This is a genomic window from Lysinibacillus sp. A1, from assembly GCF_000801965.1.
Lineage (GTDB): Bacteria > Bacillota > Bacilli > Bacillales_A > Planococcaceae > Lysinibacillus > Lysinibacillus fusiformis.
In genome coordinates, this window is record NZ_JSZM01000005.1 from 96,139 (window position 1) to 122,605 (window position 26,467).

A 26,467-nucleotide genomic window follows, 5' to 3' on the forward strand; every position below is an offset into this window, starting at 1 on the left:
AACTATTAGTGAATTCTTAAGGTTTCTTAAGAATTACCCGGAATCCTGACAGTAAAGATCGTTTTTTCATTACTAGAAGTAGCTGTAATTGTTCCGCCATGGGCTTGTACAATTTCATTTGAAATAGCTAAACCTAGTCCCGCACCACCAGTTTGTGTGGATCTTGAATTATCTAAACGATAGAACTTTTCAAATATCATCTTTAGTTTTTCAGGAGGGATCGTCTTTCCTGTATTTGAAAACGAAATACATGTTTCATTATTTTCTTTTTTAGCACTCATTTCAATTGTACTATTAGGATCACTATAGGCCATTGCATTTTTTAAAATATTATTAAATACTCTTGCTAATTTATTTCCATCTGCATAAATAGTAATATCTCCATCGATATGGACGATTGCCTTTTGACCTCTAGGTGTTAACAATGGGTAAAATTCATCGGCGACTTGCATCAACATATAGTTTAGAGGAATTGAATCTTTCTCTAAAATAATGGATTGTAAATTAAATCGAGTAATTTCAAAAAACTCATTGATTAAGTGCTCAAGCCTATAAGATTTTTCTAGCGTAATTGTTACATATTTTTCTTTTTGCTCCACAGGCATGTCCTTAGCCTCGTCTAAAAGGCTTAAGTAGCCAATAATCGAAGTCAAAGGGGTTTTAATATCATGTGCCAAATAAACAACAAGGTCATTCTTCCGTTGCTCTGCTTCTTGCGCATCTCTTGCCCGTTTTTCTAATTTATTTTTTACATCATTTAATTTTTTCTCCAAAAAATCTAGCTCAGGAGGTAGGTGGATTTCCTGTTCTGACTCGTCAGAAAGCATGGAGATACTTGAACTAATTTGATGAAAATAACGAGTAAAACGAGATAAGGCCATATAAAAAATAACTAGCAGTAATAAAATGAATCCTATCGTTAGCAAAAGGGGTTTATTTTGTTGGAATAATACAAAATAAGCTTGTCGGGCTGCATAATAATCTAATTGTAAAACATTTTCACAAAAAGACATAAAAGCATTGGCGAAAGGCTTTTGCAAAACACCATCGATGAGGGCAAAGTTGATAATCAAACCGAATATAATGGCCACAGCAAGAATAAAAATAATTTGTAAAATCATTTTCCTCTTCAGTCTTCCAAACTCATTTTTCAATTGTATACCCCACTCCCCAAACCGTTTTAATAAATTTGGGATTCTCTACAGAATCATTCATTTTCTCGCGCAAATGCCGAATATGAACCATAACTGTATTATTGCTATTGAAATATTTTTCTCCCCATATTTCCTGAAACAACTCTTCTGAGCTAATAACCTTTCCTCTATTCGAACATAAATACCATAATATGGAAAATTCTGTAGGTGTAAGGGATAATTGTCTTTCATTTAACAAGACTTGTCTCGTATTTTTGTTCATCATTAAACCTGCAAAATCAATCATATTTTCATGTGGCTTCGAGCTTTGGTTGTATAACGTAAATCTTCGTAACTGTGCCTTAACGCGAGCGACCAACTCTAACGGTCGAAAAGGCTTTGTAATATAATCATCTGCTCCTAAAGAAAATCCATTTATTTTATCAATTTCCTCTTCCTTAGCCGTCAGCATAATGACAGGGAAATTATAGGTTTCACGTATTTTTTGTAAAATGGTAAAGCCATCAATATGTGGCATCATAATATCTAAAATAGCTAAATCTAAACCTTCACGCTCAATACAAGCCAATGCTTCCTGAGCTGTATAATATTTAAGTACATTATAATTTTCATTTTTTAAATAAAGCTCTATTAAATCTGCAATTTCTTTTTCATCGTCAACTACTAAAATGTTCAAACAAACTGCTCCTCCTTCTATCCTCGAATTTTCCACGTTTTTTCACACGCATTATAGCACTTCCTTATTGCTATATCTATAAATAAGAATAGTTTATTTTCGAAACCAACTAAAAAAAGATTCGGAAATAACATATTTCCAAATCTTTTTTATAACGACATCCATTCTATAAAGCTAATTGTTTTACAGCGCCTTAATTTTAAGAATGGATGGCAGTAGGAGAAGATTTTTGGGACATATCTTGTTTTACAATTCTCCCTGGATAAAATTGCATTTGTTCATTTAATTTATTTTCTTTAGCTGTTATCGTAATAGGTTTCATTCTCAAGACAAGTGTTTTACTCCCTAAAGAAGATTGATACTTTTCGATATGTGTTTTCGATAATCGAGTATGGTAATAGCTCGGTACATATTTATCAAGCATTGCCTGCATGGCAGCAGTTGCTTCATTTAAATCTATTACTATTTCCACTTGACCATTCGCAACCACACTCATATATGCTGTATCCGTTTCAGCAGGAATGGGGTCTACCATTGTTCCAAACGTTTCGCATACTGTAATACATGCATGTGGATTGGTCTCAATAATATTTATTTTTCTTCCCTCATTCGCTCCATGAAAATAAAAATATCCATCTTTAAAGACATAATTAAATGGAATAACATATGGCATATGTTCATCCACTAACCCAAGAAAAGCAGTTTGTGCGTCCTCTAAAAATTGTTTTATTTGGTTGTCATCTGTACATGCTCTTAGATGCATTCGAATGTCCGTTTTCATTTTTTACCCCCCTATTTCTCTTCTACAGAGGAGTCTACAGCAGGAAGGGCGCCTACAAAAGGGACAGTTTGATGAAAACCGGTGGGTACAACTTCAAACTATTTAATATAAAGAGTTTCTAATTCCTCATTCACTCACCCGAATCTCGATAAAATAACTTTAGCTGAGCCACAATCATAATGCTAATAACGACAAGTAAAAACCAAGAACTGATTTTCCCAAAATGAACAATCGTCCAGGCTACTTCTTGATTAGGGTAGGACCATGCACCAAAAAATGTAGCAATATTTTCCGCAATCCAAATGAAAAACCCAATTAAAAAGAATGATACGACAATCGGCATTTGATAGATGTTATTGCGTACGGTAAATTTGACAACTGTACGGTAAAACACAATGAAAAGTAACACCATTAACAGCCATCTTAAATCGTAAATAAAATGGTGTGTGAAAAAATTCAAGTAAATCATGGCACCTAGTGGAATAGCTATATAACTCTTTGGCCAATTGACAATCTTTAAATCAAACCTGCGCCACGCCTGACAAATATAGCTGGCTACACTTGCATACATAAAGCCACTATATAATGGTACACCTCCAATTTTTGACCAAGCCTCTTCTGGATAAGACCAAGAATTAACATTCACTTTATATAGTTCAAGAACAAGCCCAATAATATGAAATAGACAGATCACTTTTATTTCATCTTTCGTTTCTAGACCAAATTTATACATCAAGTATTGTGTCACAAGACAGATTATTAAAATGAAATCGTATCTTGCAACGCCTGGTATATGAATTACTTTTGAGAGCGCGAGAGTAATAAATATTACGACTGGAAAAATACAAGATAATGATTGCTGGTACGTAAAGTAACCTAAGTCTTTCAAAAAATTCTTCATCATACATTCACCTCAGTAATGATACAAAGTATGAGGAACTTAGTGTGCAAATCTAAATTCTTCTTGTATGAAGAATATACGATACATTATCTAATTTCAATATTTTTTTATCGAAAAACGATAAATATTTTCTCTTTTTATTGGAACAATTTTTTATGAAATACGTCCTTCATTTTTCTAAATTTGTGGGATTGAGGAGGAAAAATAGAAAAGAGTAGCCGTCTTAGCAGCTACTCCCCATACTTAAAGATACATTTTTTGATCTAATTTTAACTGTACTTCTTGTTGACTTATTTTTATTGCCTTAGTCTTCTTCACTTTTAAGTAATAAACGACGTAACAGCCGATAAAGAATGCTCCACCACAATAAAGTGCCAATCGTTGCGATGGATCAAATGCCAAGCTCGCCATAACAATACAGTTTGCGACTAAACCGATAATTGGAATGATTGGATAAAGTGGAGCTTTGAATTTTAAATCCTCCACTTTTCCCCCTTGTCTGACATAAGATCGTCTAAAGGCGATTTGTGATGCTGTAATTGCAATCCAGCCTATTTGAGCGCCTAAACCAGCTAGCGATAAAAGCCAAACAAAAACTGTTTTTGCAGCGAATACACTAGACAGAAGTGATAATCCGGCTACAGCAAGTGTTATTAATAATGCGTTCATAGGAATCCCTCTCTTATTAACCTTCCCTAAAACTGGGCTAGCCATTTTTTCAACGGAAAGAGAAAATAACATACGCGTTGCTGCATATAGACCCGAGTTAGCAACCGATAATAATGCTGTTAAAATAACGAAGTTCATGATGTCAGCCGCATAAGGTATACCTATACTATCCAATACAACTACAAATGGGCTTTCAACAACTCCCGCTTTATCCATAGGAATCATCCCTGCAAGCACAACCACGGATAGAACAAAGAAGAAAAGCGTACGCCATACGGTTTGTTTAATAGATTTAGGAATCGTTTTTTCCGGATTTTCACTTTCCCCTGCAGCAATACCAATTAACTCTGTCCCTTGGAATGAAAAATTCACAGTGATCATCGTTATAAGCAATGCTGTTACACCATTTGGAAATAGTCCCCCCTCATAAAAATGAGTAAGGAATGGAGCCTCCGTTCCATCCTTCATATCGATCAAGCCAAACATAGCTGCTCCCCCAACTCCTAGGAACATAATGATGGCCAAAATTTTAATGCTAGAAAAGACAAACTCCGCTTCACCAAATGCCTTTGCTGATAAACCATTTAACAAAAAGAGCAGGGCCCCGAATATTAAACACCACATCCATACTGGTGATTCTGGAAACCATCTTTGCATAAGTTGTCCAGCGCCTAAAAATTCAAGGGCAACCGTTACTGCCCAGCCTAGCCAATACAGCCAGCCAACAGCAAAGCCAGTAGCAGGACCTATAAATTTCGTCGTGTATGTTTGAAATGAACCAGATACTGGCATAGCCACTGATAATTCACCTAAACAAAGCATCGTTAGATACATCACTAATCCGCCTACTAAATAAGAAAGAATGGCCCCAGTTGGTCCGGCTTGATTAATGGTAAAGCCTGATCCAAGGAAAAACCCCGTTCCTATACAACCCCCAAGTGAGATCATAAACAAGTGTCTAGCTTTCATACTTCTTTTTAATTCATATTGTTCTGATGCCATAAAAAAACCCCTTATGCTATTACCTTGTAAGCACTTACTTTTGTAAGTACAAAAAGATAATTAGTAGAAATATCAATAGATTTGATTTATAAAATTTAATCTATTTTGTGAACAGTCAATTTTCTGACAAATAAAAGTTCCCGTTTAGTCTAGAGCATTAATTCGTTCTATTGTAAACTATAATGAGGGAGAGCAATTTTCTAATATTCGGTTGTGGCGACCTAATTTTATTAAAAAAGTTCTTCCTTATAGGCTCATTCATCTTCCCAATCGTTTGCTTAAAGTAATGTATCACCAAAGAGTGAGCTGATTAAAGCTACGGCAGCGATAGCTGTTTTATTATATTGATCTAAAACTGGGTTTGTCTCTACAAACTCTGCAGAAGTAATAATATTTGCTTCTGATAGCATTTCCATAGCAAGGTGACTTTCTCGGTAGCTAATACCACCTGCCACTGGAGTTCCTACACCAGGAGCATCATTAGGATCAAGGCCATCTAAATCTAAAGATAAATGGACACCGTCAGTGCGTTCCTTTAAATATTCAATCGTTTCGGACATTACTGTCGTCATGCCTAAACGATCGATTTCATGCATCGTATACACCTTAATGCCAATTTCCTTAATTAGTTGTTTCTCACCTGGATCTAAATCACGTGCCCCAATAATAACAACATTTTCAGGCTTCACTTTTGGCGCATAGCCACCAATATTCGTAAGTAACGGATGACCAAGTCCTAAGCTTACTGCCAAAGACATTCCATGAATATTACCTGAAGGTGATGTTTCACCTGTATTTAAATCACCATGGGCATCATACCAAATAACGCCTAGATTCTCATAATGTTTGGAAACACCTGCTAATGTACCAATGGCAATACTATGATCTCCACCTAAAACTAAAGGAAAGCGTTTTGAGGAAATAACATGATCTACTTTTTGACCAAGCTTGTCATTAGCATCAGCTACAGTTTTTAAATTTTTTAAGTTAGTTGTTGCCTCTATTTCTACATCTTTATGAACGAGTTCGATAGTCAGATCCCCTTCGTCCTGAATGGAATATCCAAGACCCTCAAGTCGATCTGTTAGACCAGCATATCGAATTGCACTCGGCCCCATGTCAACTCCTCTTCTCGTTTGACCCAAATCCATTGGCACCCCAATAATTGTCACTTCTTTGCGCATAATAATTTTCTCCTCTCCAATAATTACTTTCACAGTATAAAGAAAATGAAAAATTGACTCAACTCGACATTATTTTTAATTTTTATACAGTTTGGATTATTAAAAACATAGATTTCATCATGCATAAATGAATGCATAAACAGCAAAGTAATGAATACACAAACAATATTTTACAATTTTACATCATTTATTGTCAGAAATTTCAAAAACAGAACAGTAAAACTATTCTTTTTTTATAGTTTTTTTTGAAAATTTTTAAGGTAATTTAAGGTTTAAACACTATTTATTGCAATAATATTGAAAATAGATACTATTTTGTTTAATATTGGCATTCCTTTTTTCTACTAAAAATTTTATTTAAAATAGCTTTAGGCAATTATTTGGACAGAAAAAAAGCCCTACGACGTAGCTAGTAGGGCTTTAAAACTTCTAAGTTTTTAATAATTTTAAAATACTATTCAAACACGTTTCTTTATAATATTGATGTTGTTCTTCTAAATCATTAGTTAACCATTGTATCAAAGAACCATCAATCATCGCCCTCACCATTTTTGCACTTTCTAAGGAATCCATTTCTTCACAAAACACACCTTCATGCTGTCCTAACTTAATAATTTCTTGTCCAATCCCCCAGCAATTCTCATAAAATTTTAAGTTTATTTTTTTATACGCTTCATTTCCATTCGCTTGGGCTAAAAAATCTAAATACACTCTGTAAAATTTTTTATTGTCCTGAGGGGATACAAAAACAGCATTTATATAGGCATGAAGTTTTTCTATTGCCTTCTCGTATTTGGCAATTTCTTTTATTTCAAAACTATAGATTTTGTTTGTTGTGGATTCCAGTAATTCTAATAAGATGTTTTGCTTGCTCGTAAAGTAATAGTGAACGACACCTTTCGAAACATCTGCATGATCGGCAATATCTTGTAATGTAACATTATCATAGCCTAAATTTGAAACAGCATCAAAGGCTGCTTTCATAATTTGTTTCTTTCGTTCTTCCTCTTTCTTTTTCATAGAAGCCTCCAATGACTTGATACAAGTCATTATACATGAACAGTGTGCCATGTCCAATTTTATATTGACCGGTCAGAATAATTTTGATACTGTTTAATGGAATTATATTGAGGAGGATGTTTACGATGACATTAGAAAACTTTAAAGCGTTGGTAGTCAATCAAGATGAGGATTTTACAGTGAAAGTTAATGATCTTACTTTAAATGATCTACCAAATGGTGAGGTATTAATTAAAGTAAGCTACTCTGGCATTAATTATAAAGACAGTTTGGCAGCTATACCGGATGGTAAAATCGTTACTTCCTATCCTTTCGTACCCGGTATTGATTTAGCTGGGATTGTTGTATCCTCTGAAGATCCCCGTTTCCATGAAGGTGACGAGGTAATTGCAACAAGCTATGAAATTGGCGTAGCCCACTTTGGAGGATTTAGCGAGTACGCTCGAATTCCTTCTAAATGGATTGTTCCACTTCCAAGCGGTCTATCTCTCAAAGAGGCAATGATTATAGGAACAGCCGGATTTACAGCTGCTTTGTCTATTCAAAGACTCGAAGAAAATGGCATTAATCCTGAGAAAGGGAAAGTCCTTGTTACGGGTGCAACTGGGGGTGTAGGCAGTTTTGCTGTCTCGATTCTTTCAACACTAGGTTATCAAGTAGAAGCAAGTACAGGAAAAGATTCAGAACATGAATACTTGAATAACCTTGGAGCCAGTTCAATTGTAGATCGTGGAGAGGTATTTGATGGGAAAATTAGAGCGTTAGGCAAACAAAAATGGGCTGCAGCTGTCGATTCTGTTGGAGGAGAGCCACTTGCCTCTTTATTAAGCCAAATTCAGTATGGAGGTGCAGTTGCTAGCAGTGGGTTAACAGCAGGAACAAACCTTCCTACAAGTGTCTTCCCCTTCATTTTAAGAGGCGTGAATTTACTTGGAATTGATTCTGTTTATTGTCCAATGGATGTACGATTGAAAATATGGAATCGCTTAGCAACAGATTTTAAACCAGCAAACCTTGAACGCTTCATACATCAAGAGGTAACATTGCAGCAACTTCCAGATGTTTTACCTATGTTACTGAAAGGTCAAGCAAGAGGTAGATTCCTTGTGAAATTATAAATAAATTAAACGAAAGCCTTCTTACAAATGAATGTAGGAAGGCTTTTATCATACGACTTTTATTCCTACAAGCTACTATGCCTCAGCATGGTAGCTTTTTTTGTTTGACATCTGCCGGACATAAAAGCTCTTTATAGTAGGCCATGAACATATCACTAGTTGCTTCTAGTCAAGCGTCATAAAAAATTGTCTAAATTCGTGTTCTCAAACATACCATTAATGTATATGAGCATTAAACTTAGGGAAATCAAAAACTATCAACTATTTTTGGAGATGATCATATGAAACGAGCACATATAGATGAATTAAATATTACTAGGGCCTTAGCTATACTAGCTGTACTTCTTATCCATTCTACTAGTACACCTGTTACAGCTTTATCCAGCGAATCAAGACTCTACTCCATTTACGTATTTTTGAATATTTCCCCCAAATTCGCTGTTCCTGTTTTTATTTTTTTAAGTGGGTTTGTTTTATTTTACAACTATATACAAAAGGATTTCACAAAAACACTGATTGTTCGTTTTTATAAAAAAAGAGTTACCCAAATACTTATTCCCTATCTCTTTTTTTCCGTCTTTTATTATGCAGCCATGCAATTTTATGTGACGCACGATTTTTCATTAACATGGCACGCCCTTTTTAGTGTTGAATTTCTTGAGAAACTACTAATTGGAAAAGCATATACTCATTTATACTATATATTTATTATGGTGCAGTTCTATCTATTGTTCCCGTTATTCTTATATATTTTAAAGAAAAAACCCGCCCTATCCCCTCACCTAATATGGATAGGACTAGCTCTTCAATGGATTTTTATCCAATTAAATGCTGAGTTTTGGCAGTATCCATTCAGAGGGAGTATTTCATTCTCTTATATACTTTATTTCCTGGCTGGTGCATTTTTAGGAATTTATTTTGAAAAGTATAAACGATGGTTCCAGCTAACAAAAGAAAACTTCCCTGTTTCAATATATTTCATTTGGGCTATTTGGTTATTTTCTACTATTTATAATATTTATCTATATTATTATGTTTTCTCATCCCAAACCTATTTAGCCAACAGTATCGTATTTGAACTAGTTTTTCAGCTACAATCTTTATCGGCCTGTATGGTAGTGTTACAGCTTTCTTTCTGGATTTATGATAGTGGGAATAAAGCCTTTGTAAATGCCCTTATTAACCTTGGGACACTATCATTTGGCATTTATTTATTACATCCTTTTTTCCTCTTCCTATATCGTCAAATACCTGTAAGTGGCAATAGTCTCTTATTTCATATTTGGAGTGTGGGAGGCTTTATTGTTGCTCTATTTGTTACGTGGATGGTTGTATTTCTGGTGGGAAAATATAGTAAATATCATTGGATTGCATTCGGACCGATTCCGAAAGAGTTTCCTTATAAATAATGTTGCCTATTATAATAGTAGAAACTATGTGGACTAACAAAAAAGCCCTGTGGAAATCCACAGGGCTTTCTTACATAATCAGCTTAATTATTTTGAAACTGAACCGTCTTTTACTTTGTTGTTATTTGCATCAACAAGGTTTGTAGCTTTAAATTCAACTACAATGCTATCAGTTAAAGCGTAGTCAGCTTTAGTTGTTACAGTTAATTTACCATTAGCTACAGCAGCTGAAGCAATTTCCACAGTCGAGCCAGCAATTTTCACTGTTAAACCTGTTGGCGTAGCTTGATCAGCAATGCTTTCAGTGAAGTCAACTGTAAATGTTTTGCTATCTACAACTGTTACTTTAGAAGCTACAGGCACAATATTTTCTTTAAGAGCAACTAGAGTTGTCGCTTTGCCATTTTTAAGAGTGTTACCTTTAGTATCTACTACATTTTTAGCTTCAAGTACATAATTACCATTTGCAGTGATAGAACCCTCTGGTAAAGTGAAGCGTACTTTTTTAGTACCATCAACAAATTGAAGTTGAGTGCCAGCAGGTAGCTCTTTTCCTCCAAGTGTGTAGTTAGAAGCATTTGTTGCTGTTGCAGTCACATCAGCAGCATATTCAACAGTGAATACATTGTTATCTGTTACTACAACTGGTGTAGCTCCAAATACTAATGAATCTGTAGTAGTTTCAGGTGTAGCTTCATACGTGCCAGTTGTCACATTGAATGTGATTGTATCTGCTGTTACGTTGCCAGCTAAATCAGCAACTGCTTTAGCAGATAATTCAAATGTATATGTTGAATTGCTATCTAAATCAATGTCCACCTTCACAGTGTTTTTCTCTGCACCCTCAATTTTACCGTTACCATCTACATCGTAACCAGCATCTGCTTTTACAGCTGTTTCTTTTCCAGTAGTGTAAGCAATACCATTTTGAGTTTTAACTGTTAATTTACCATCTACTTTTACTGGCTCGCTAAAAGTAAGGTATAGAGCATCTACATCAGTAGTAGCATTCACATCATCAGCTACTAACATTTTAGTAGAAGTAGTTACAAGTGAAGCAGGCGTTAAATCTTTAGATAAAATAGCCTTGAACTCAAATGCATCTCCAGCATTACCAGCTAAATCTTTTTGTCCTTCTACTTTCACGTCCGCATTAATGAATGTAGCTGTCCCTAATGCAGCTTTTGCATCAATAGTAAATACAGTTTTATCCTCTGTATCTTTCATATCAGCATCTTTTAAGTAGTAAACAGTAGAACCAACTGTTACTTTTGCATATTCTGCAGCAGTAGCACCAGCATCTGCATCAAGATTTTGTTTCATTAATTCTTCTGAGAAATCAAACGTGATTTCTGTTCCATTCACTGCAGTAGAAACAGTTGGTTTAGAATTATCAACGTCTGCTTTTAGAACCGTGAAGTTCACTGCAATTGGATTTGCGATATTATTAGCGAAGTCAGTTGCCCCTACGATGTCTACTTTATAAGTTTGATCAGCAGTTAAACCTTTGATTGTTAATGTTTTTCCAGATAAAGTATAACGATCTTTAGCAAGTTCAGTACCGTTTAAGCTTACTGTTCCTTCGTTTTGTACAAGCTCATCGAAAGTGATTACCGCTGTTGTGCCTTTAGCTTCAACAGAATTTACGCTAACAGGAGTTGTATCAGCAAATGTGATTAATTTATTAAATTCTTCAGTTAGAATTTTTGCATCTGCTTTTGTTTTGATTGGGTTTACAGTCACTTTACCATTTGTTAACTTAATTTCTTTATCAGTTGTTAAAGTAACAGTCATTCCATCTTCAGATACTTTAGCGTTCGTAATCGTTACACCGTCAATCGCATATTTCGCTGTTACAGCAGCATCTTTTGCATCAACAGCTGTGTTGAACTTCACTTCAAATTCTTTTGCATTAAGTCCTTTTACAGATTCTACTGCTGGTGTTACTTCTTTAACTGCATCAATTGTACGTTTAACCATAGTAGCGAATTCTTCGCGGCTAATTTTATCTTGTGGCGCTAATAATGATCCTTTACCATTGATTACACCATTTTCAACAGCTGTTTCTAAGTAAGATACAGCCCATTTAGAAGCTTTAGAAGCATCTGAGAATTGGCTAAGGTCTGCTTTACCAGTTAATTCATAACCTTGAACGATAACTTTAGCAGCTTGTTCTCTTGTTAATTGTGCTTTCGGTTCAAATTTACCATTACCCATACCGTCAAATAATTCTGGTGAAGTAGCAAGCACTGCATTATAGAACCAGTCATTTTCATTTACATCTGTAAAGTCTTCTGTCCCAGTAGCTTTTAAGTCTAATGCTTTTGATAAAATTTCAGCAGCTTCAGCGCGTGTAAGTGTACCAGCTGGGTTGAAGTTTCCTTTTTCATCACCTTGGATGAAACCTTTGTCAGTTAAAAACTGCACCGCTTCTTTTGCCCAAGATGAAATGCTATCTGCATCATTAAATTCAGCAGCTGATGCTACCGGTACGATTGCTGATGCTACAAGTGCTGCTGTAGCAGTAGTTACGAAAAATTTACGACCTTTGTTATGTTTCGTCATTTTATATTCCTCCAGAATTCAAATAAAATTATATTATTCTGTGAGAACAATATTACCGCTCTATTAACTTGTAAAGATATGTATAATACGTTCTCTCAAATAATAATTACTAATAGTTATGGATAAAGCAACCTTCAAAATTTTTCATGATGAAATATACCAATCAATCTTAAATTTGCTTTACAAGACAATAATATAACTACATTACCAATAAATAAATGCTAAAAATAAGGTAATTTTAATATTCAATTGGTTACATAGGTAATTATTACATAAATAATTCCCAATAATTAGAGAACCGAAGACAAAATGCACATAAAAATATTTATTTATAGCCGGAAACTTTAAATTCCATTTTTCAGATCCCATTTATTTTCTTGGTATAATAGTATGTTGAATGAATTATAGAACGGTATAAATGTAAAGCATTAACAGGTTAAATTCTATGCTAATAAAATATAAATTGTTAAAATTAGCTATAATCATTGTTTCGCCTATCATTACTATATCGTTTTTAGAAGGAGTGATTGAAAATAGATATTAGAAAGATGCGCTATTTCTAATATAAAAAATATATAACACTAAAGAAAAAAATAACCTCCTACTATCCTTAGATGTAGAAGGTTTTTCCAAATTATTAGTTTAAAGGTATAGTAGAAATGGAACTATCAAATTGAAAATAAAGACTAAAGGAATGGTATGATTTTTTTAAAAAAGGACCTATAGTTTAATGGTTATCAGGTTGCTATTAATGAAATTAGAACGATTACTATCTATTATCTTCAAGCTTCTCAATCAAGAAATAGTGTCAGCTTCTAGCTTAGCAAATGAATTTCAAGTATCATGCAGGACAATTTATAGAAACATTGAAGCAATATACCAGTCGTTTCTTTCCTAGAGACAAACGGCGGTTTCGGGAGTATAGCAGGATACAAATTCGATAAAAGCTTAATGGACCCTATTCATTTCCTCTCATTATTAATTGGAATGGTAAAATTTTTCCAATTTATTTGGTACCCATTCTACTCTTTCTGTATCACTCAGTAAAATTTATTTATCGAAATAGACATTGTCAATTTTCTTATTTATATAAAGTTCCATAAAAATGTAAGCGAACATTAATAGCTGTATATAGTTAAGTTACCATATCATAACAATTCAGACGTAAGTCCGAAGACAACAAAGGATAATAAGTTGTATATTTCAATTATACTTTTGAATTAAAAAAGTATGAGGAGAAATCCTTGGCAACCATTACGTATAGTATAAAAATTACTACTAAAACGTTCAATTAGATTAATTTATAAAAGCTATACGTAATGAATTTGCTATTTTAATACTATAAATTGTTTCTATTTGCGACACCTGTAAATGTTGTAAAAAGAGTGTGGGGGTGTTTTCTATGAAAGAAAAGATACATTTTACCATCTTAAGTAATGATTCGACAGATGGAGATGGAGGGTACGGAGTAGGTACCCTTGATTTAAATAATGTAACGCCTATTATTATAGATGGTGAAAAAGAACACGTATTTATAGACTTAGAAGCCTTACATGGGCGAAGTATTATTGAAAAAAAAGTGCGTTTTTCACCAGATTTAGCTCATGCTAGTGACGATTATAATCGGTATTGGATCGTTTGGGTAGCTCTTCAGGTAGGGGAAAATGGACCTTATTATGCGGGATGTACCGCAAGTGAAGTACGGGTATCAAAAGAAGAGCGCCGCATTAAACTTGGCTATAAATCGTTGCCAGAGCAAGTAAATTATTTAGATAAAGCACTTAAAGGGAAATTTATCCTAAATCATGTCGATACAAAATCAAAAAAACTACTTTCCCAATTTTTATCTGAATTTAATCAACAGTATTGGACACACTCACCTGAAGAATTAAAACATCAATTATGGGGGGATTTATAATGGCTTTTGTAATTACAGAATTATGTAGGGATGAAAAAGCAGCCATTTGTTTAGATGTCTGTCCCGTAAATTGCATTGTGAATACGGATACCCAATATGTCATTAACCCTGATATTTGTATTGATTGTGGCGCTTGTGAATTAGTTTGCCCCGTAGAGGCTATTTTCTTTGAGGATGAATTGCCTGCTGAATATAATTCTGCAACTCTACTAGCACGTAACTATTTTCGAAACTAAATGACATACAATGACTATCCTTTATTAACTGCAACAGCAAGTTAATTGATTGAAAGAAGTATTGATTTAAAGCGCTGAGTGTCAGGCAAAAAAGTAGTACAAACGATGGTTTGTACTACTACATATAATTACTATTTGATCTTAGCAGCAAACAAACATGTTACTTGTTCAGATCTTTTTTCAGGACATCCCAAATAGAATTATCTACTTCTATTGCTTTTCTATCAGGTAGTTCTCCATTAGCCTGCGCATCCCAATATGCTTCTTTGACAGGTTTATTACCTAATTCAAAATCCATTCCATCCCATGTATCTTCACGAAATGCATAAAATGCCCAGTGCCAGCCATAATCATTAAAAATGTCAATTAAATCCCTCATATATTGATCCGCTCCATCAACCATTCGGTTAATGCCAAATTCTTCTACAATAATTCGGTTGTTTGATATATTGTGCTTTTCTGCCCATTTAGCAACGGGTGCTAAAAAATCTTTTAATGAAGTTTTATCAAACATTTTTTCATTCTGATCATCCCCGACTTTGACCTTACCAGGATAAGTGTATGTGAATCCTTTTTTTCGATTTTGACTTGTCATTTCATACGGTTCATACATATGGAAAGCATACAGCACATTTTTGTCTTCTATTGGTTTTAAATAGTTTATTGCCCAAGGTGTAGCAAATAAACCCGAATCTAAAATAATGGGTGTATGCGTATCTACAGATCGTATAGAATCTACAATTGTTCCATAAAGTCTATTTAAATCTGCTGGCGTGTTTTCTATCTTGTTGTACCATTTGTCATAGTCTTCTGTCCAAAAATCATTAAAACCAGTGGCTGTTTCAGGATGAGGTTCATTAATTACGTTATATCCTACCACTGCGGGGTGATCTTTTAAGCGCACGGCAAGATCTTTCCAGAAAAGCGCTGCTTGCTCATGATAGTTAAAGTCTTGCCAAATTCGGTCATCATTTTCATAGTTATTAAACTGTCTCCAACGGTTTCCCGGAAGACTAAGGACAGTCAGTACAACTTTTGATCCTCTTGCATATGCTGCATCTAAATCTTCTTTTAACATCTTAAAATCATTTTCAACAATTCCCTCATACTGATCTGCATTGCCGATTAAAAAATCTTTATTCGGCGTAGCATCAGGTTTATCATCAAATAAGAAATCTCTTTCCTTTGCCCATTTATCAGGCGCTAAACGGATAAATTCAATGTTGAATTCATTAGCCTCTTCATAATTTTCTGGCAGAGAAGTGGAATTCATAAAATTTGTACCTTTTCTTTGCTCATCCCAAAAACCATTTTGCATCTGTGGCATTGCCTGTTTCTCTTGTTTCTCTTGTTTCTTTTGTTTTTCTTCTTGCTCCACAGAACTACAGCCAGTAGCAAAGACGACTATTAAAGCACACCAAAGGGAAACTATCATGTTGAACTTATTTTTCATTCTTTTCCTATGATTTATTTCTCTCATATTATCACCTCATGTAAATCGTACTGAACCTACGTTACACGAATGTGACAATTTTAAAAAAATAAAAAGGATTGAGTTCAGTATTAAACTCAATCCTAATATACGGCTATTTAAAACTTACTCTTATTTTGTACCACTCGCTCCAAATCCAGAAGTTCCACGAACCGTTTGAGATAATTCATTGACTTCCAGTAGTTGAATAGTAGGGACAAATTGAATCACCATTTGGGCAATTCGCATAGATTTTTCTACTAAGAACGTATCCTGACCATGATTAATTAAAATAACACCGATTTCCCCTCTATACCCTTCATCGATTGTTCCTGGGCTATTGAGTACTGTAATACTATGTTTTAAGGCTAGTCCACTTCTTGGTCGAATTTGTGCTTCCGTTCCTTTAGGTAATTCAATTTGAATGCCTGTCTTAATTAATTTAGCCCCTCCAGCGGGTATCTCTACAGTTTCAATGGAATAGAGATCCATCCCAGCATCACCGGGGTTAGCTTGCATTGGTAGCATTGCATCTACATGCATTCTTTTAATTTTTACTTCTACGTTCATTGTTCTTCATCCTAACGATTAAAATTAAATGTGTCATCTGTAATTGGCGCTACTTTTGCTTTGGCATAGGTAGCCCCCTTTTGTGAAAAGAAATCATATGTGGAGCCCTCATTACGAATTCCATTCATGACGATCGGATTCACTTCTTCTTCTGGGAACATGGCTTCAAAGCCAACATTCATTAAGGCCTTATTAGCATTATAACGCACATAGGCTTTTACCTCAGGCGATAATCCTGTCTCCGCATAAATATCCTCGGTATATTTCATTTCATTTTGATATAAATCCAGCAATAATTCATAACCCCATAATTGTAAGGCTTCTTGTTTTTCTTTAGAAAATTGCTTATATAGATTTTGAGCAAAAAACCCTACCGCTACGCCATGAATGGATTCGTCGCGCAAAATGAGAGAAATAATTTCAGCACTGTTTCTTAAAAAACCTTGTCCACCTAAGTATAATGGGTAGAAAAATCCAGAATAGAAAAGGAAAGATTCAAGCATAACGGATGAAAACATCGCTTTCCATAAGCTCTCAGAGTCCCCTTCTTCTATACTATTATAAATATCCGCAATTTTATTTGCCTTATATTGTAAATATTCATTTTTCTTTACCCATTCAAAGAGCTCGTCTATCTCCTCGTTTGTACAAAGCGTTGTAAATATATAAGAATATGATTTAGCATGTATTGCCTCAAATGCATCAAAAACGGTTAATACCGCCTTTTCCTGTAAATCATCTGTATAAGCAGCAACACGATTCATTCCTATATTCGTCTGAACGGTATCAAGCAAAGTTAGTCCTGCAAACACCTTTTTATATGTGTCCTGATGCTCAAAACTTTTCCACTGCTTAATATCTTTACTCACTGCAATTTCTTCTGGAAACCAAATTTGCTTCCATTGCTGGTCCCAGAAAATTTGAGCAAGTTCACTAGTTGCCTTATTCCAGTTGACTGCCTCATACACTATATTTGACATGCTACACACTCCTCTAAGCTTTGTAATCGTTGACGAACATAGTAAACGGACTTGATCCCTTTAACCCATGCATAAATGTATACTTTAGCTAGTTGTTCTGTTGTCCAATTGTCAGTGACATAAAGAGTCATTGAAATACCTTGGTCAACGTGTTTTTGAGAAGCTGCATATAAATCAATTAAATCATAAGGATCAACATCATAGGCCTCTACATATAAATGACTGTTTTCGTTTGTTAAATGTGGCATTGGATAAATCGTGCGACTATCTGCATAATCACGAACCTCTACACGCTCTGTACAAGGAGAAATGGATGCCGTACAGCTACGAATATACGAAATACTGCCTGTTGGTGCTATCGCTAAACGATATGAATGAAATAGACCATATTCCATAACATCTTCCTTTAATAATTCCCACATTTTATTAGTGATAATTGGAATGTTGCCAAGTGCTTTTAACACAGCGGGTGATAGCTCTTCTTCATTCTTATTTACATATTGATCAAAATAGCTACCTGAAGCATAATCGCTATCTTCAAATCGGTAGAACGTTTCTGCTTTTTCTTTAGCCATTTCCATCGATGATTTAAGCGAATAATAGTTCATTGCTTCCATAAAGCGGTCCATGAAATCAATAGAATCTTTCGAGCCATACATGATGCCCTCCGTAACAAGATGTCCATGGAGATTCATACAACCTAGCCCTACTGAGTGCATTAATCGATTCGCTTTTGCCACTGATGGGACATTTTTGATGTATGTCATTTGTGACACATTTGTTAATAAGTGCATAGCTGTATCGATTAATGTTTCAAAATCATTTACTTTACTCGCTGCATGAATATCAATTGACCCTAAATTACACGACACATCTAACCCATATTCGTTAGGCTGATCTTGATCTGTAATGACACTAGTTTCTTGAACTTGTAAGATTTCAGTACATAGGTTTGACATTTTTACACGACCGATATTTTTTAGTGGATGTACTTCATTGACATTATCATCAAAAATTTCAAAAGGATAACCTGATTCAAATTGAGCTTTTTTCACCTCAGTATAGAGTCTACGCGCATTCAAACGTTTAATTTTACGGATTTTAGGATTATCAAGTAGTTCATAGTACATTTCTGAAATTGAAATTTCCGACATTCGTTTACCATATACTTTAAAAATATCATATGGACTAAATAACACTATATCTTTATCACGTTTCATCAGATCGAAGAAAATACTTGGAATAATAATTCCTGTTGATAGTGTTGCGAGGCGAATTTTATCATCAGCATTTGGTTTTTTTGATGAAATGAAATTCTCTATATCTGCATGGAAAATATTTAGATAGACAACTCCTGAGCCATTTCGTTGACCAAGCTGATTAGAATAACTAAATGAGTTTTCTAATAATTTTGCAACTGGGATAACACCACTTGCACGATTTAGTATTTCTTTAATTGGATCACCTAAAGGACGTAAATCCGTTAAGTTGACCCCGACCCCTCCGCCTAGGCGTGAAAGCTCTAAACAATAGCCAATATTTTCAGCAATACTATTCATAGAGTCATCCATTGATAATTTAAAGCAGCTTACTAATTCACCACGGGCTTTTTTCCCACTATTTAATGCAGTAGGTGTTGCAGGCTGATAGGCTTCCATCATTGCTTCAACAGAACGTTTTGCTAGCACTGTGTTCCCTTGTGCTAAGTACAAAGCAATAATGACAATACGGTCCTCATATTTTTCTAAGATTTCTTCACCATCACGACTTTTCATAGCATAGCTGTCATAAAATTTGCTTGCACTCATAAATGACGGGAAGCGGAAATTATAATCATATGCTTTTTTGTACAGCTTCTTTATAAAATCCATCTCGTACATGTCGATAAAATCTTTTTCGTAGTATCCCTCATCCACTAAATAGCGGATTTTTTCCTCTATATCTATAAAATAACGTAAACGTACGTTGACATATTCTAAAAAGTAGCGGCGAGTAGCCTCACGGTCCTTTTCTAACTCTAGTAGCCCCGTTGTACTATAACGATTCAGTACGTCATTATTAAGCTTTAAATAAGTTTTCATCCCATTACCCTCGTTTCATAAAACGTTTGTATTGCTTCATAATCTGTTTGATTGCCACGCAAATCTAATTTCCTCACTAAGGGTACATGATAGGTAGTAGCAATTTTCTCCCCAGCACCACCAAATACATGATGTCCGAAGTTACTATTGCCACTAGCAACTACTCCTTTACAAAAATCTCTATTTTTTTCTAAAAAACGTTGGACTTTTGCTGGAATGTCACCTAATCCATCTGTATATGTAATTAAAAGATAAGGCTTATTCAAGCTTAATTCCTCAGAGAGTTCAATAGATTCTGCCCTTAATTTAGAAACTACATTACGGACATTTCCTGTACGACTAGCGTAAACGATCATAGTGTGATCATCTCAATACGAGAAACAATTTCCTGAACATCACCTATAAATGTTTCATCCACCTCTAAAACAGGCACACTTAAAAAACCTGCATCTATAATTGTTTGTTTCGCTTGTTCATCATGATCAATATTAACAATTTCTGCTTCAAGTCCTGCTCGTTGTAATTCGGATTTTACCCATAGGCATTTTGGACAGATTGTTTTCGTATAAAGTTTCATAGTAATCCCTCTTTTCATAAAATAAAAAAGCTACCTCTTCTAGAGAGATAGCTTAAATGGAAACGTTAACATACTAAAAATACTGACGTTCCCATCTCTTAATCCCCGAAGAAATGATAAATTTGTTTTATATAGGCAGGTCTCCTGGCTTTGCTTCAATCTCTGATTTCCTTCCCATGCGAATGCACAGTGGTTATAATCATCGTCAGCTTAACAGTTGCGGGGACAGCGTCGGAATAGTACCGAACTTCCCTATTAAACTACATATAGTAGTACCTACACAAAACGAACACAATATATTGTTTTTCGATAGTTTTAAGTGTACCATCCTTTATATAAAAAGTAAATCGAGAAATAAAAGTTCATCAATTTGAGACTATTCATATTTTCTGACATATCCTTGTAAGAACGAACTAAAATATAATCATATAAGCACGAATGCGATAGCATTATTTTATTAAAAAATAAGAAGTAAAATAATAGTCGCTTATTTACCTAAAAACGTAGCCACCCTAGTAATTTTATACATAAAAAAGGCATCTTTCCTTTACAGTAAAGATGCAATTATGTGTAAAACTATGAGTATGATGTAAATCTCGCATCCTACTCCATACATCCTATCTTCGTAAATTTTTTTATTGTACTAGTCTAAAGTAGGACCCCTCTCTTGCGATGATGACACATTTTCGTTTCGTCATAACATAACGACGACTACTAAAATGTGCTCAACCTACAGGCGCGAGGAAACCAATCGTTCTACCCTTTTCAACTAATTTACAATGAATATGTACCTTTTCTAGTTATTCTATATTTATTTATAGTATAACATATTCAAGTTCATTCTCCGCCAGCTTGATTAGTCCTATTAAAAATAGCTGATGAATTTTATATGACTCATCAGCTAACCATAAATTTAAAACCTTTCTATTGTTATATCCATATTTATGCTTGTAGCAGCCTTAAAACCTTCCGCAGCTGCAATCATTAAAGAAGAGGGACCACCCTTTTCCGTTTCACCTGCAGTATATATCCCAGCCGCAGTTGTACGTCCAGCACCATCAGTCATAACTGTTCCATTTTCATCAACTTGACAATTTAGCTGTTTAGCAAATTTATTGGGACGATAAAAACTTGGCACAACAAATCCACCAGCTCTTAAAATATTTTCACCTGTTTCTAATTCAACACTCGATAAGTTACCATCATCCCCATGTAAATCTTTAATAGTATTTGTATACACCTTAATTTTCTTTTGTTCAAAATCATTTTGAACCTTCTCAGAAAGTTGATGACCATTCGTAAAAACGATTAAATCCTGTGACCAATTAAAAACCAATTTCGTCATATGACTAATATGCTCCTCGTTTTCTGCAATGATAGCCAATGGCTTGTCTCGCAGCTCCCAACCATCGCAATATGGACAGCTAAATAAACTTTTACCATAATATTGTCTGATTTGCGGGAGAGGAAATTCCTCTTGTATTCCAGTAGCTAACAGTATTTTTTCAGATATATAAGATTTATTTTCCGAAGTATTGACTAGAAATAAACCAGTTATATCATCTTTAATTATTTCTCTGACGGTTTGATCCATCATTGTTATAGAAGGATAAGATTCTATATCTTTACTTGCGAGATTCTTAAATTCTTGTGGCTTTATCCCATCTCTTGTTAAAAAACCATGTGACTCCTGAGTTACACGATTTCGATTTGTTCCATTATCAACTAGTGCAACCTTTCTGCGCGCTCTTCCTAATGTTAAGGCAGCACTTAACCCAGCAGGGCCTCCACCTATAATCATACAATCATATTGATTCATCATTATTTCCCTCCACACCACAATATATTAAAGACCTTTAATATCTACAATTAAGGCAAAAGACACCGCTAATTATATGTATGATATCTTTTTCGTTCCATTTGTTAAGCCCATTATATATTAGTCCTTGATCTCAATAAAAAAGATACAGTTTAGCTGGTTGGGTCTAATCACTCTATTAAGGACTTAACATATCTATAATATCTATTTATTTTTTTCTCGTCAAATTTTTGGTTTGAATGTTTGAAATACTGTCTAAGCACCGTTAATTGAAGTACATCTATTCACTTTAGAAAAGTAACTCCGTTTATCTACTTTATGGAGATGAGCCCAATCTCCATTTTTCAATAGTTATTGATGAAAAAAGTAAAAGCCACTCCAATTGTATTTGGAATGGCTAAATATGATCCATGCAGTCTAAATTAACAAGTCCCTAAATGATTGACATATGCCTAACATTCTTACTGCAAGTAGTTATTACTTAAATTCAATTTCCTCAGCCGAAGCGCCTTTTGTATACGTTATAGTGGCTCCAGCAGGTAAATTACGAATTTCTTTTACATTTTTTCCTTCGATAATAATTTCACCAATCGCCGTACCTTTAAAATCAAAAATCGCATTTCCTTTTTTAGGACTGATTGTTACAGTTTTGTCTGCAAATCCTTCACCATGAAATTCGGCATATTGACTAAATACTGCAATTCCATTTTTAATATTAGTATTTTTTCCTAACGTTAATGAAATACTTGGACGATTCATTATTAATTTACCAGTCTTATAGTTATTAAAGCTATATACATTTTCAGGTACTATTGGTGTTGGTATTTCTTCTTTTCCTGCTTTCAAATCAATTTGAACTAATACAGGGTCATGATCCGATGCTCGCCCCTGCGCTTCTGTAAAGTTCGCATTAATATGAATCATGTCTATGGCCGTAACGTTAGCAAGATTATTCGAAACTAAAATATGATCCAACACTTGATTGTTCCCTTGGAAGAAGTACGTAAAACGATCAGTCTCTGGGGCTTTATCCACCATATTCGTTAAAACATCACCTTTTAATGTTTCAAGTGCTGGTGTGAATTCAAAGTCATTCATGTCCCCTGCTACAATGATATTTATATCCGGATTGATGGCAAGACCTTCATCGATAAAATCATTGATGGCTTGAGCAAGCTGACGACGTTTTGTTACTGATTCTAACACTGGCGGCTGAGTTGGTCCCCACAGTGAACCATCGCCTCCTTTAGAATTTAAGTGCGCTCCTATAATGACTACATGCTCTTCCTGGAATTTGAATTCCGCCGCAATTGGTTTACGTGTATCTGCAAATTTAGTTGGATCAACAAAGCCTGGATTTAAAGCAAGGCTTCCATCTGCTGTCCACCCATTCGCTTGGTCACCCGCTCCCTTTGTACCAGTCACTAAAGAAACACGTGTCGGATTATATAAGTAGCCTACACGAATATTACCACCAGGCGCACCGCCTACTGTATTGTTAATAGGCATTACGTCAATCCAATCATAAGCAGGTCCACCAGCAGCTTTAATCGCATTAATTAATCGCATATAGCTTTCAGATGCATCAGCATTTCCTGAATCATTTTGTCCATCATTATCTTGTACTTCGACTAATGTAATAATATCTGGTGACTTCATATTTTTCACAAATGTCGCTGCAATTCTGTCTACTTTTTCATTAGATGTATTGGCAGGATTATTCGAAAAGTTTTCGATATTATAGGAAGCGACATTTAACTTGTCCAATACTGGTTCAAGATGCGTCACTTCTTGCTGAAGATTTGCCTTTGTCACATCAGGAAAGACTTTATTCGTGTTCAGTCGATAGCCGTCTGTAAAGTTTTCTACAAATCCGATAAGTGGATCATTAAAACGATCACCCGAATCATAATTTTTTCCAGCTACCCCTTCAAGCATAATTTTTTCTGGATTATAATCGTCGGCTGCAATATTTAAACCGCCATTCACATTAAATGTATTATTTGTTGTGCTCGGTACAACAATTGGTGAATCATTATTATAAATCGGTCCAATCACTCTCGCATCCGGGAATGATACTCGCATATATTCAATAGATTCCCAAAAATCAATACCATCTTCTTGTGGATCAAAAATTGCAAAGCCATCATTATCAATAATTTTATTTGGTGGGAATAGGTCCTCTCCAATAACAAGTACTTTTGGAACTTCTGCTGTACCTGTTTTTGTAATATTCGTTGCAGAAATTTGCGTATCTCTTAAACGAGAGTTTCCACCCACTTCAGTTACATTCCCTGATACTTTAATAACGTCCCCTACTGCTACATTATGTGCCGACTTACTTACTCTGATCGCTGTTGATTTTACGCCATCGAATGTCGAATCGCCCTCTTGCATAATGAAGCTACTTGAATTAATAACGAATGTTACAATTCCTTCTACATCACTTACTGTTAAATCGACATAAGGTGATATATGGCTTGCCCCTTGAATATCGCTAATTGTGGCATTTTCAGTATCAATAATCTCATAAACAAATGTAGCAATCGCACTATTCGTTAAACCTTCTTTCACTGCAATCGCTTTAATCGTCAACGGTTTATGAACAAGAATTTCCCCTGTATATTTTGTACTAGCTGTAGTAGGTGTTGAGCCGTCCACTGTATAATAAATCGTTGCATCTTCTGTCATGGTAGAAAGTGTAACGTTCGTACCAGCTGTTACCCCACCAACGTGAGAAGCTTTAATATCCTGAACCTTTGATACATCTTCAATAATGCGAATAGGGAGTAGTTGATGATTTGTATATTGACCAACAATACCGGTAATTTCCCCATACGTTTTTCCACTTACTAAACCTGAGTCACGTGTTTTATCGTAAATAGCAAATGTGCCTACATCATCAGTTCCGGTAAAATTTTGACCTGAACCAGTAATGGCTACATTTTTAATCGTTACTAATTTTGATTCATTGTCTTCTGCAACCTCAATACTTTTAATAATGTTTGCCCCTGGTAGTGTAGAAGGAATAGGCATGCCAACAAGCGAAATATTCGTTAATTGCTTTAGTCCGCTATATTCAGCAACTTGACCTTGCACCGTCACCAAATCGCCGACATTTGCAGTAAGACTATCTACAGGGTAAATTGCAATTGCCGCACCCTCTTCATCTTGAATGTGAGCAGTAGCAGTTTCTAATTTTGCTGTTACAATACCCGATACGATTACTACTTGTCCTATTTCTTTATTACGTGCTTCCGTAATTGAAATAGTGGCTGGCGCATCTTTAACTGTAAAATGAAAAGATTTAATTTCGCTATTGTTTAAACCAGTTGCTGTAGCAAATGCTTTGATCGTCATTGCTTCATTTACAACAATGCCCGCTGCTGCATCATAAACCTCACTAGCTGTTGACGGTTCAGAACCATCTATCGTGTAATAGATTGTTGCCTTTGGTGTATCTGTTGACAATGTTACTTTTGATCCTGCAAAAACTTCACCCGTTGCTGGATAAGCTTTAACATTCGCTACTTGTGTAGGCTCATAGTTTCCTACTAATTGGAAGCTTTCCGCGCTTAACGTTTTTAATTGATAGGTCCCGTTAAAAATGGAAGCAATCCCTGTCACTGTAATTACATCATTGTTATTGAATCCATCTGCTTCAAATTGAGAGAACTGATAGCCTGTACGGTTATCATGGCGAATTACTAGCTCGTTATTTTCTGCATCAACGGCTTTAAACTCATATGTTCCATAAGTACCAGATGACGCTAAATCTTTAATCTTCACATTTTCAAGTGTAATTAATGTACCTTGTAAGCTGTCTTCAAGTGGTAGATTCACTATTTGCGGTGCAGGTGCTGCCCCTGTAGAAATACGTTCAATTGTCGGTGAATTAAATTGAACTTCACCATTAAATGAACTCGTTTTCCCTTTAATTTTGACAATATCTCCAACAGCTAAGCTCCCTGCTTCTGTAGAACTAGAGAAAACATAAACACCTGCAGACTCATCCTGTACATAGAAGGCCTTGCCTCCCCAGTTACCAGGTTTTGTCGTAACCGTCCCTTGAATTTGATATGTTTGGTCTTTTCCAACAGCTGCACGAGCTTCGGCAATTGTTCCTTCAGTGACTGAAGGATTAGCTGGCTCAGTCTGTTCCGTAGGATCAAGTCCAACAAAGTCACTCGAAGTGGTTTCTGTCGTTTCCGCCTTTACCACTGTTACGTAAGGCAAAATCATAGATATTATAAGTAAAAATGATAAAGCTATTTTAGAAACGAAATTAAATTCATATTTCTTCATTCGTTAAGCTCCTTATGATTTTTTATCGTTC

20 protein-coding genes, 1 pseudogene and 1 riboswitch are annotated in these 26,467 nt (G+C 35.0%); of the genes and pseudogenes, 5 read left to right on the forward strand and 16 right to left on the reverse strand.

Annotated elements, in window-relative coordinates; all coding sequences use genetic code 11:
• Window positions 1-26 precede the first annotated feature (26 nt).
• The 7 genes from PI85_RS03635 to PI85_RS03665 form a co-directional block, all read right to left on the reverse strand.
• Window positions 27-1,121, reverse strand: a complete 1,095-nt coding sequence (locus PI85_RS03635; RefSeq protein WP_200886549.1) for a cell wall metabolism sensor histidine kinase WalK — start codon at window positions 1,119-1,121, stop codon at window positions 27-29.
• A 22-nt stretch (window positions 1,122-1,143) separates the two neighbouring features.
• Complete coding sequence (gene vanR / locus PI85_RS03640; RefSeq protein WP_036124435.1) at window positions 1,144-1,830, reverse strand: VanR-ABDEGLN family response regulator transcription factor; 687 nt, start codon at window positions 1,828-1,830, stop codon at window positions 1,144-1,146.
• A 199-nt stretch (window positions 1,831-2,029) separates the two neighbouring features.
• Window positions 2,030-2,611, reverse strand: a complete 582-nt coding sequence (locus PI85_RS03645; protein ID WP_036124433.1) for a pyridoxamine 5'-phosphate oxidase family protein — start codon at window positions 2,609-2,611, stop codon at window positions 2,030-2,032.
• A gap of 130 nt (window positions 2,612-2,741) precedes the next feature.
• On the reverse strand, window positions 2,742-3,515 hold the full coding sequence (locus PI85_RS03650) for a DUF817 domain-containing protein (RefSeq protein WP_036124432.1): 774 nt from the start codon (window positions 3,513-3,515) through the stop codon (window positions 2,742-2,744).
• Window positions 3,516-3,755: 240 nt separating this feature from the next.
• On the reverse strand, window positions 3,756-5,183 hold the full coding sequence (locus PI85_RS03655; RefSeq protein ID WP_036124430.1) for an amino acid permease: 1,428 nt from the start codon (window positions 5,181-5,183) through the stop codon (window positions 3,756-3,758).
• A gap of 278 nt (window positions 5,184-5,461) precedes the next feature.
• Window positions 5,462-6,367, reverse strand: coding sequence for an arginase (gene rocF / locus PI85_RS03660; RefSeq protein ID WP_036124429.1), 906 nt, complete (start codon window positions 6,365-6,367; stop codon window positions 5,462-5,464).
• A gap of 429 nt (window positions 6,368-6,796) precedes the next feature.
• The gene (locus tag PI85_RS03665; RefSeq protein ID WP_036124427.1) at window positions 6,797-7,387 is read right to left on the reverse strand and encodes a TetR/AcrR family transcriptional regulator; all 591 of its coding nucleotides are present in this window, start codon (window positions 7,385-7,387) and stop codon (window positions 6,797-6,799) included.
• A 125-nt stretch (window positions 7,388-7,512) separates the two neighbouring features.
• Here PI85_RS03665 and PI85_RS03670 point away from each other — a divergent pair, with 125 nt between their 5' ends.
• Both PI85_RS03670 and PI85_RS03675 read left to right on the forward strand, forming a co-directional pair.
• A complete protein-coding gene (locus PI85_RS03670; protein ID WP_036124426.1) occupies window positions 7,513-8,505 on the forward strand; it encodes an acryloyl-CoA reductase in 993 nt (330 codons plus the stop codon).
• A 281-nt stretch (window positions 8,506-8,786) separates the two neighbouring features.
• Complete coding sequence (locus PI85_RS03675; RefSeq protein WP_036124423.1) at window positions 8,787-9,914, forward strand: acyltransferase; 1,128 nt, start codon at window positions 8,787-8,789, stop codon at window positions 9,912-9,914.
• An 87-nt stretch (window positions 9,915-10,001) separates the two neighbouring features.
• Here the strand turns inward: PI85_RS03675 and PI85_RS03680 are convergent, their stop codons facing one another.
• On the reverse strand, window positions 10,002-12,479 hold the full coding sequence (locus PI85_RS03680) for an S-layer homology domain-containing protein (RefSeq protein ID WP_036124421.1): 2,478 nt from the start codon (window positions 12,477-12,479) through the stop codon (window positions 10,002-10,004).
• A 751-nt stretch (window positions 12,480-13,230) separates the two neighbouring features.
• On the opposite strand from PI85_RS03680, the pseudogene PI85_RS23770 reads away from it, so the two are divergent.
• The 3 genes and pseudogenes from PI85_RS23770 to PI85_RS03690 all read left to right on the forward strand — a co-directional run.
• Window positions 13,231-13,460: pseudogene (locus tag PI85_RS23770) on the forward strand (HTH domain-containing protein); the annotation flags it as partial.
• Between the two features lie 421 nt (window positions 13,461-13,881).
• Complete coding sequence (locus PI85_RS03685) at window positions 13,882-14,397, forward strand: YwhD family protein (protein WP_036124419.1); 516 nt, start codon at window positions 13,882-13,884, stop codon at window positions 14,395-14,397.
• Window positions 14,397-14,633, forward strand: coding sequence for a ferredoxin family protein (locus tag PI85_RS03690; protein ID WP_036124417.1), 237 nt, complete (start codon window positions 14,397-14,399; stop codon window positions 14,631-14,633). Before PI85_RS03685 ends, PI85_RS03690 begins: the two co-directional genes overlap by 1 nt.
• Window positions 14,634-14,793: 160 nt before the next feature.
• Here the strand turns inward: PI85_RS03690 and PI85_RS03695 are convergent, their stop codons facing one another.
• The 8 genes from PI85_RS03695 to PI85_RS03730 all read right to left on the reverse strand — a co-directional run bounded on the left by PI85_RS03695 (window position 14,794) and on the right by PI85_RS03730 (window position 26,436).
• On the reverse strand, window positions 14,794-15,960 hold the full coding sequence (locus tag PI85_RS03695) for a glycoside hydrolase family 5 protein (RefSeq protein ID WP_225316266.1): 1,167 nt from the start codon (window positions 15,958-15,960) through the stop codon (window positions 14,794-14,796).
• 276 nt (window positions 15,961-16,236) lie between these two features.
• Window positions 16,237-16,674 (reverse strand): dUTP diphosphatase, encoded by a 438-nt coding sequence (gene dut / locus PI85_RS03700; RefSeq protein WP_036124415.1) that lies wholly within the window; start codon window positions 16,672-16,674, stop codon window positions 16,237-16,239.
• Between the two features lie 11 nt (window positions 16,675-16,685).
• Window positions 16,686-17,654: a class 1b ribonucleoside-diphosphate reductase subunit beta gene (gene nrdF / locus PI85_RS03705; RefSeq protein WP_025114203.1), complete on the reverse strand. Its 969-nt coding sequence runs from the start codon at window positions 17,652-17,654 to the stop codon at window positions 16,686-16,688.
• Complete coding sequence (gene nrdE / locus PI85_RS03710; protein WP_036124399.1) at window positions 17,642-19,735, reverse strand: class 1b ribonucleoside-diphosphate reductase subunit alpha; 2,094 nt, start codon at window positions 19,733-19,735, stop codon at window positions 17,642-17,644. Before nrdE ends, nrdF begins: the two co-directional genes overlap by 13 nt.
• Window positions 19,732-20,091 carry a class Ib ribonucleoside-diphosphate reductase assembly flavoprotein NrdI gene (gene nrdI, locus PI85_RS03715; protein WP_036124398.1) on the reverse strand — a complete coding sequence of 120 codons (360 nt, stop codon included), beginning with the start codon at window positions 20,089-20,091 and terminating at the stop codon, window positions 19,732-19,734. Before nrdI ends, nrdE begins: the two co-directional genes overlap by 4 nt.
• The gene (locus PI85_RS03720; RefSeq protein WP_031417836.1) at window positions 20,088-20,312 is read right to left on the reverse strand and encodes a glutaredoxin; all 225 of its coding nucleotides are present in this window, start codon (window positions 20,310-20,312) and stop codon (window positions 20,088-20,090) included. Before PI85_RS03720 ends, nrdI begins: the two co-directional genes overlap by 4 nt.
• A 116-nt stretch (window positions 20,313-20,428) precedes the next feature.
• Window positions 20,429-20,607: riboswitch (cobalamin riboswitch) on the reverse strand.
• A 618-nt stretch (window positions 20,608-21,225) separates the two neighbouring features.
• Window positions 21,226-22,131 (reverse strand): NAD(P)/FAD-dependent oxidoreductase, encoded by a 906-nt coding sequence (locus PI85_RS03725; RefSeq protein ID WP_036127718.1) that lies wholly within the window; start codon window positions 22,129-22,131, stop codon window positions 21,226-21,228.
• Between the two features lie 477 nt (window positions 22,132-22,608).
• Window positions 22,609-26,436 carry a chitobiase/beta-hexosaminidase C-terminal domain-containing protein gene (locus PI85_RS03730; protein ID WP_036124395.1) on the reverse strand — a complete coding sequence of 1,276 codons (3,828 nt, stop codon included), beginning with the start codon at window positions 26,434-26,436 and terminating at the stop codon, window positions 22,609-22,611.
• Window positions 26,437-26,467: the final 31 nt, after the last annotated feature.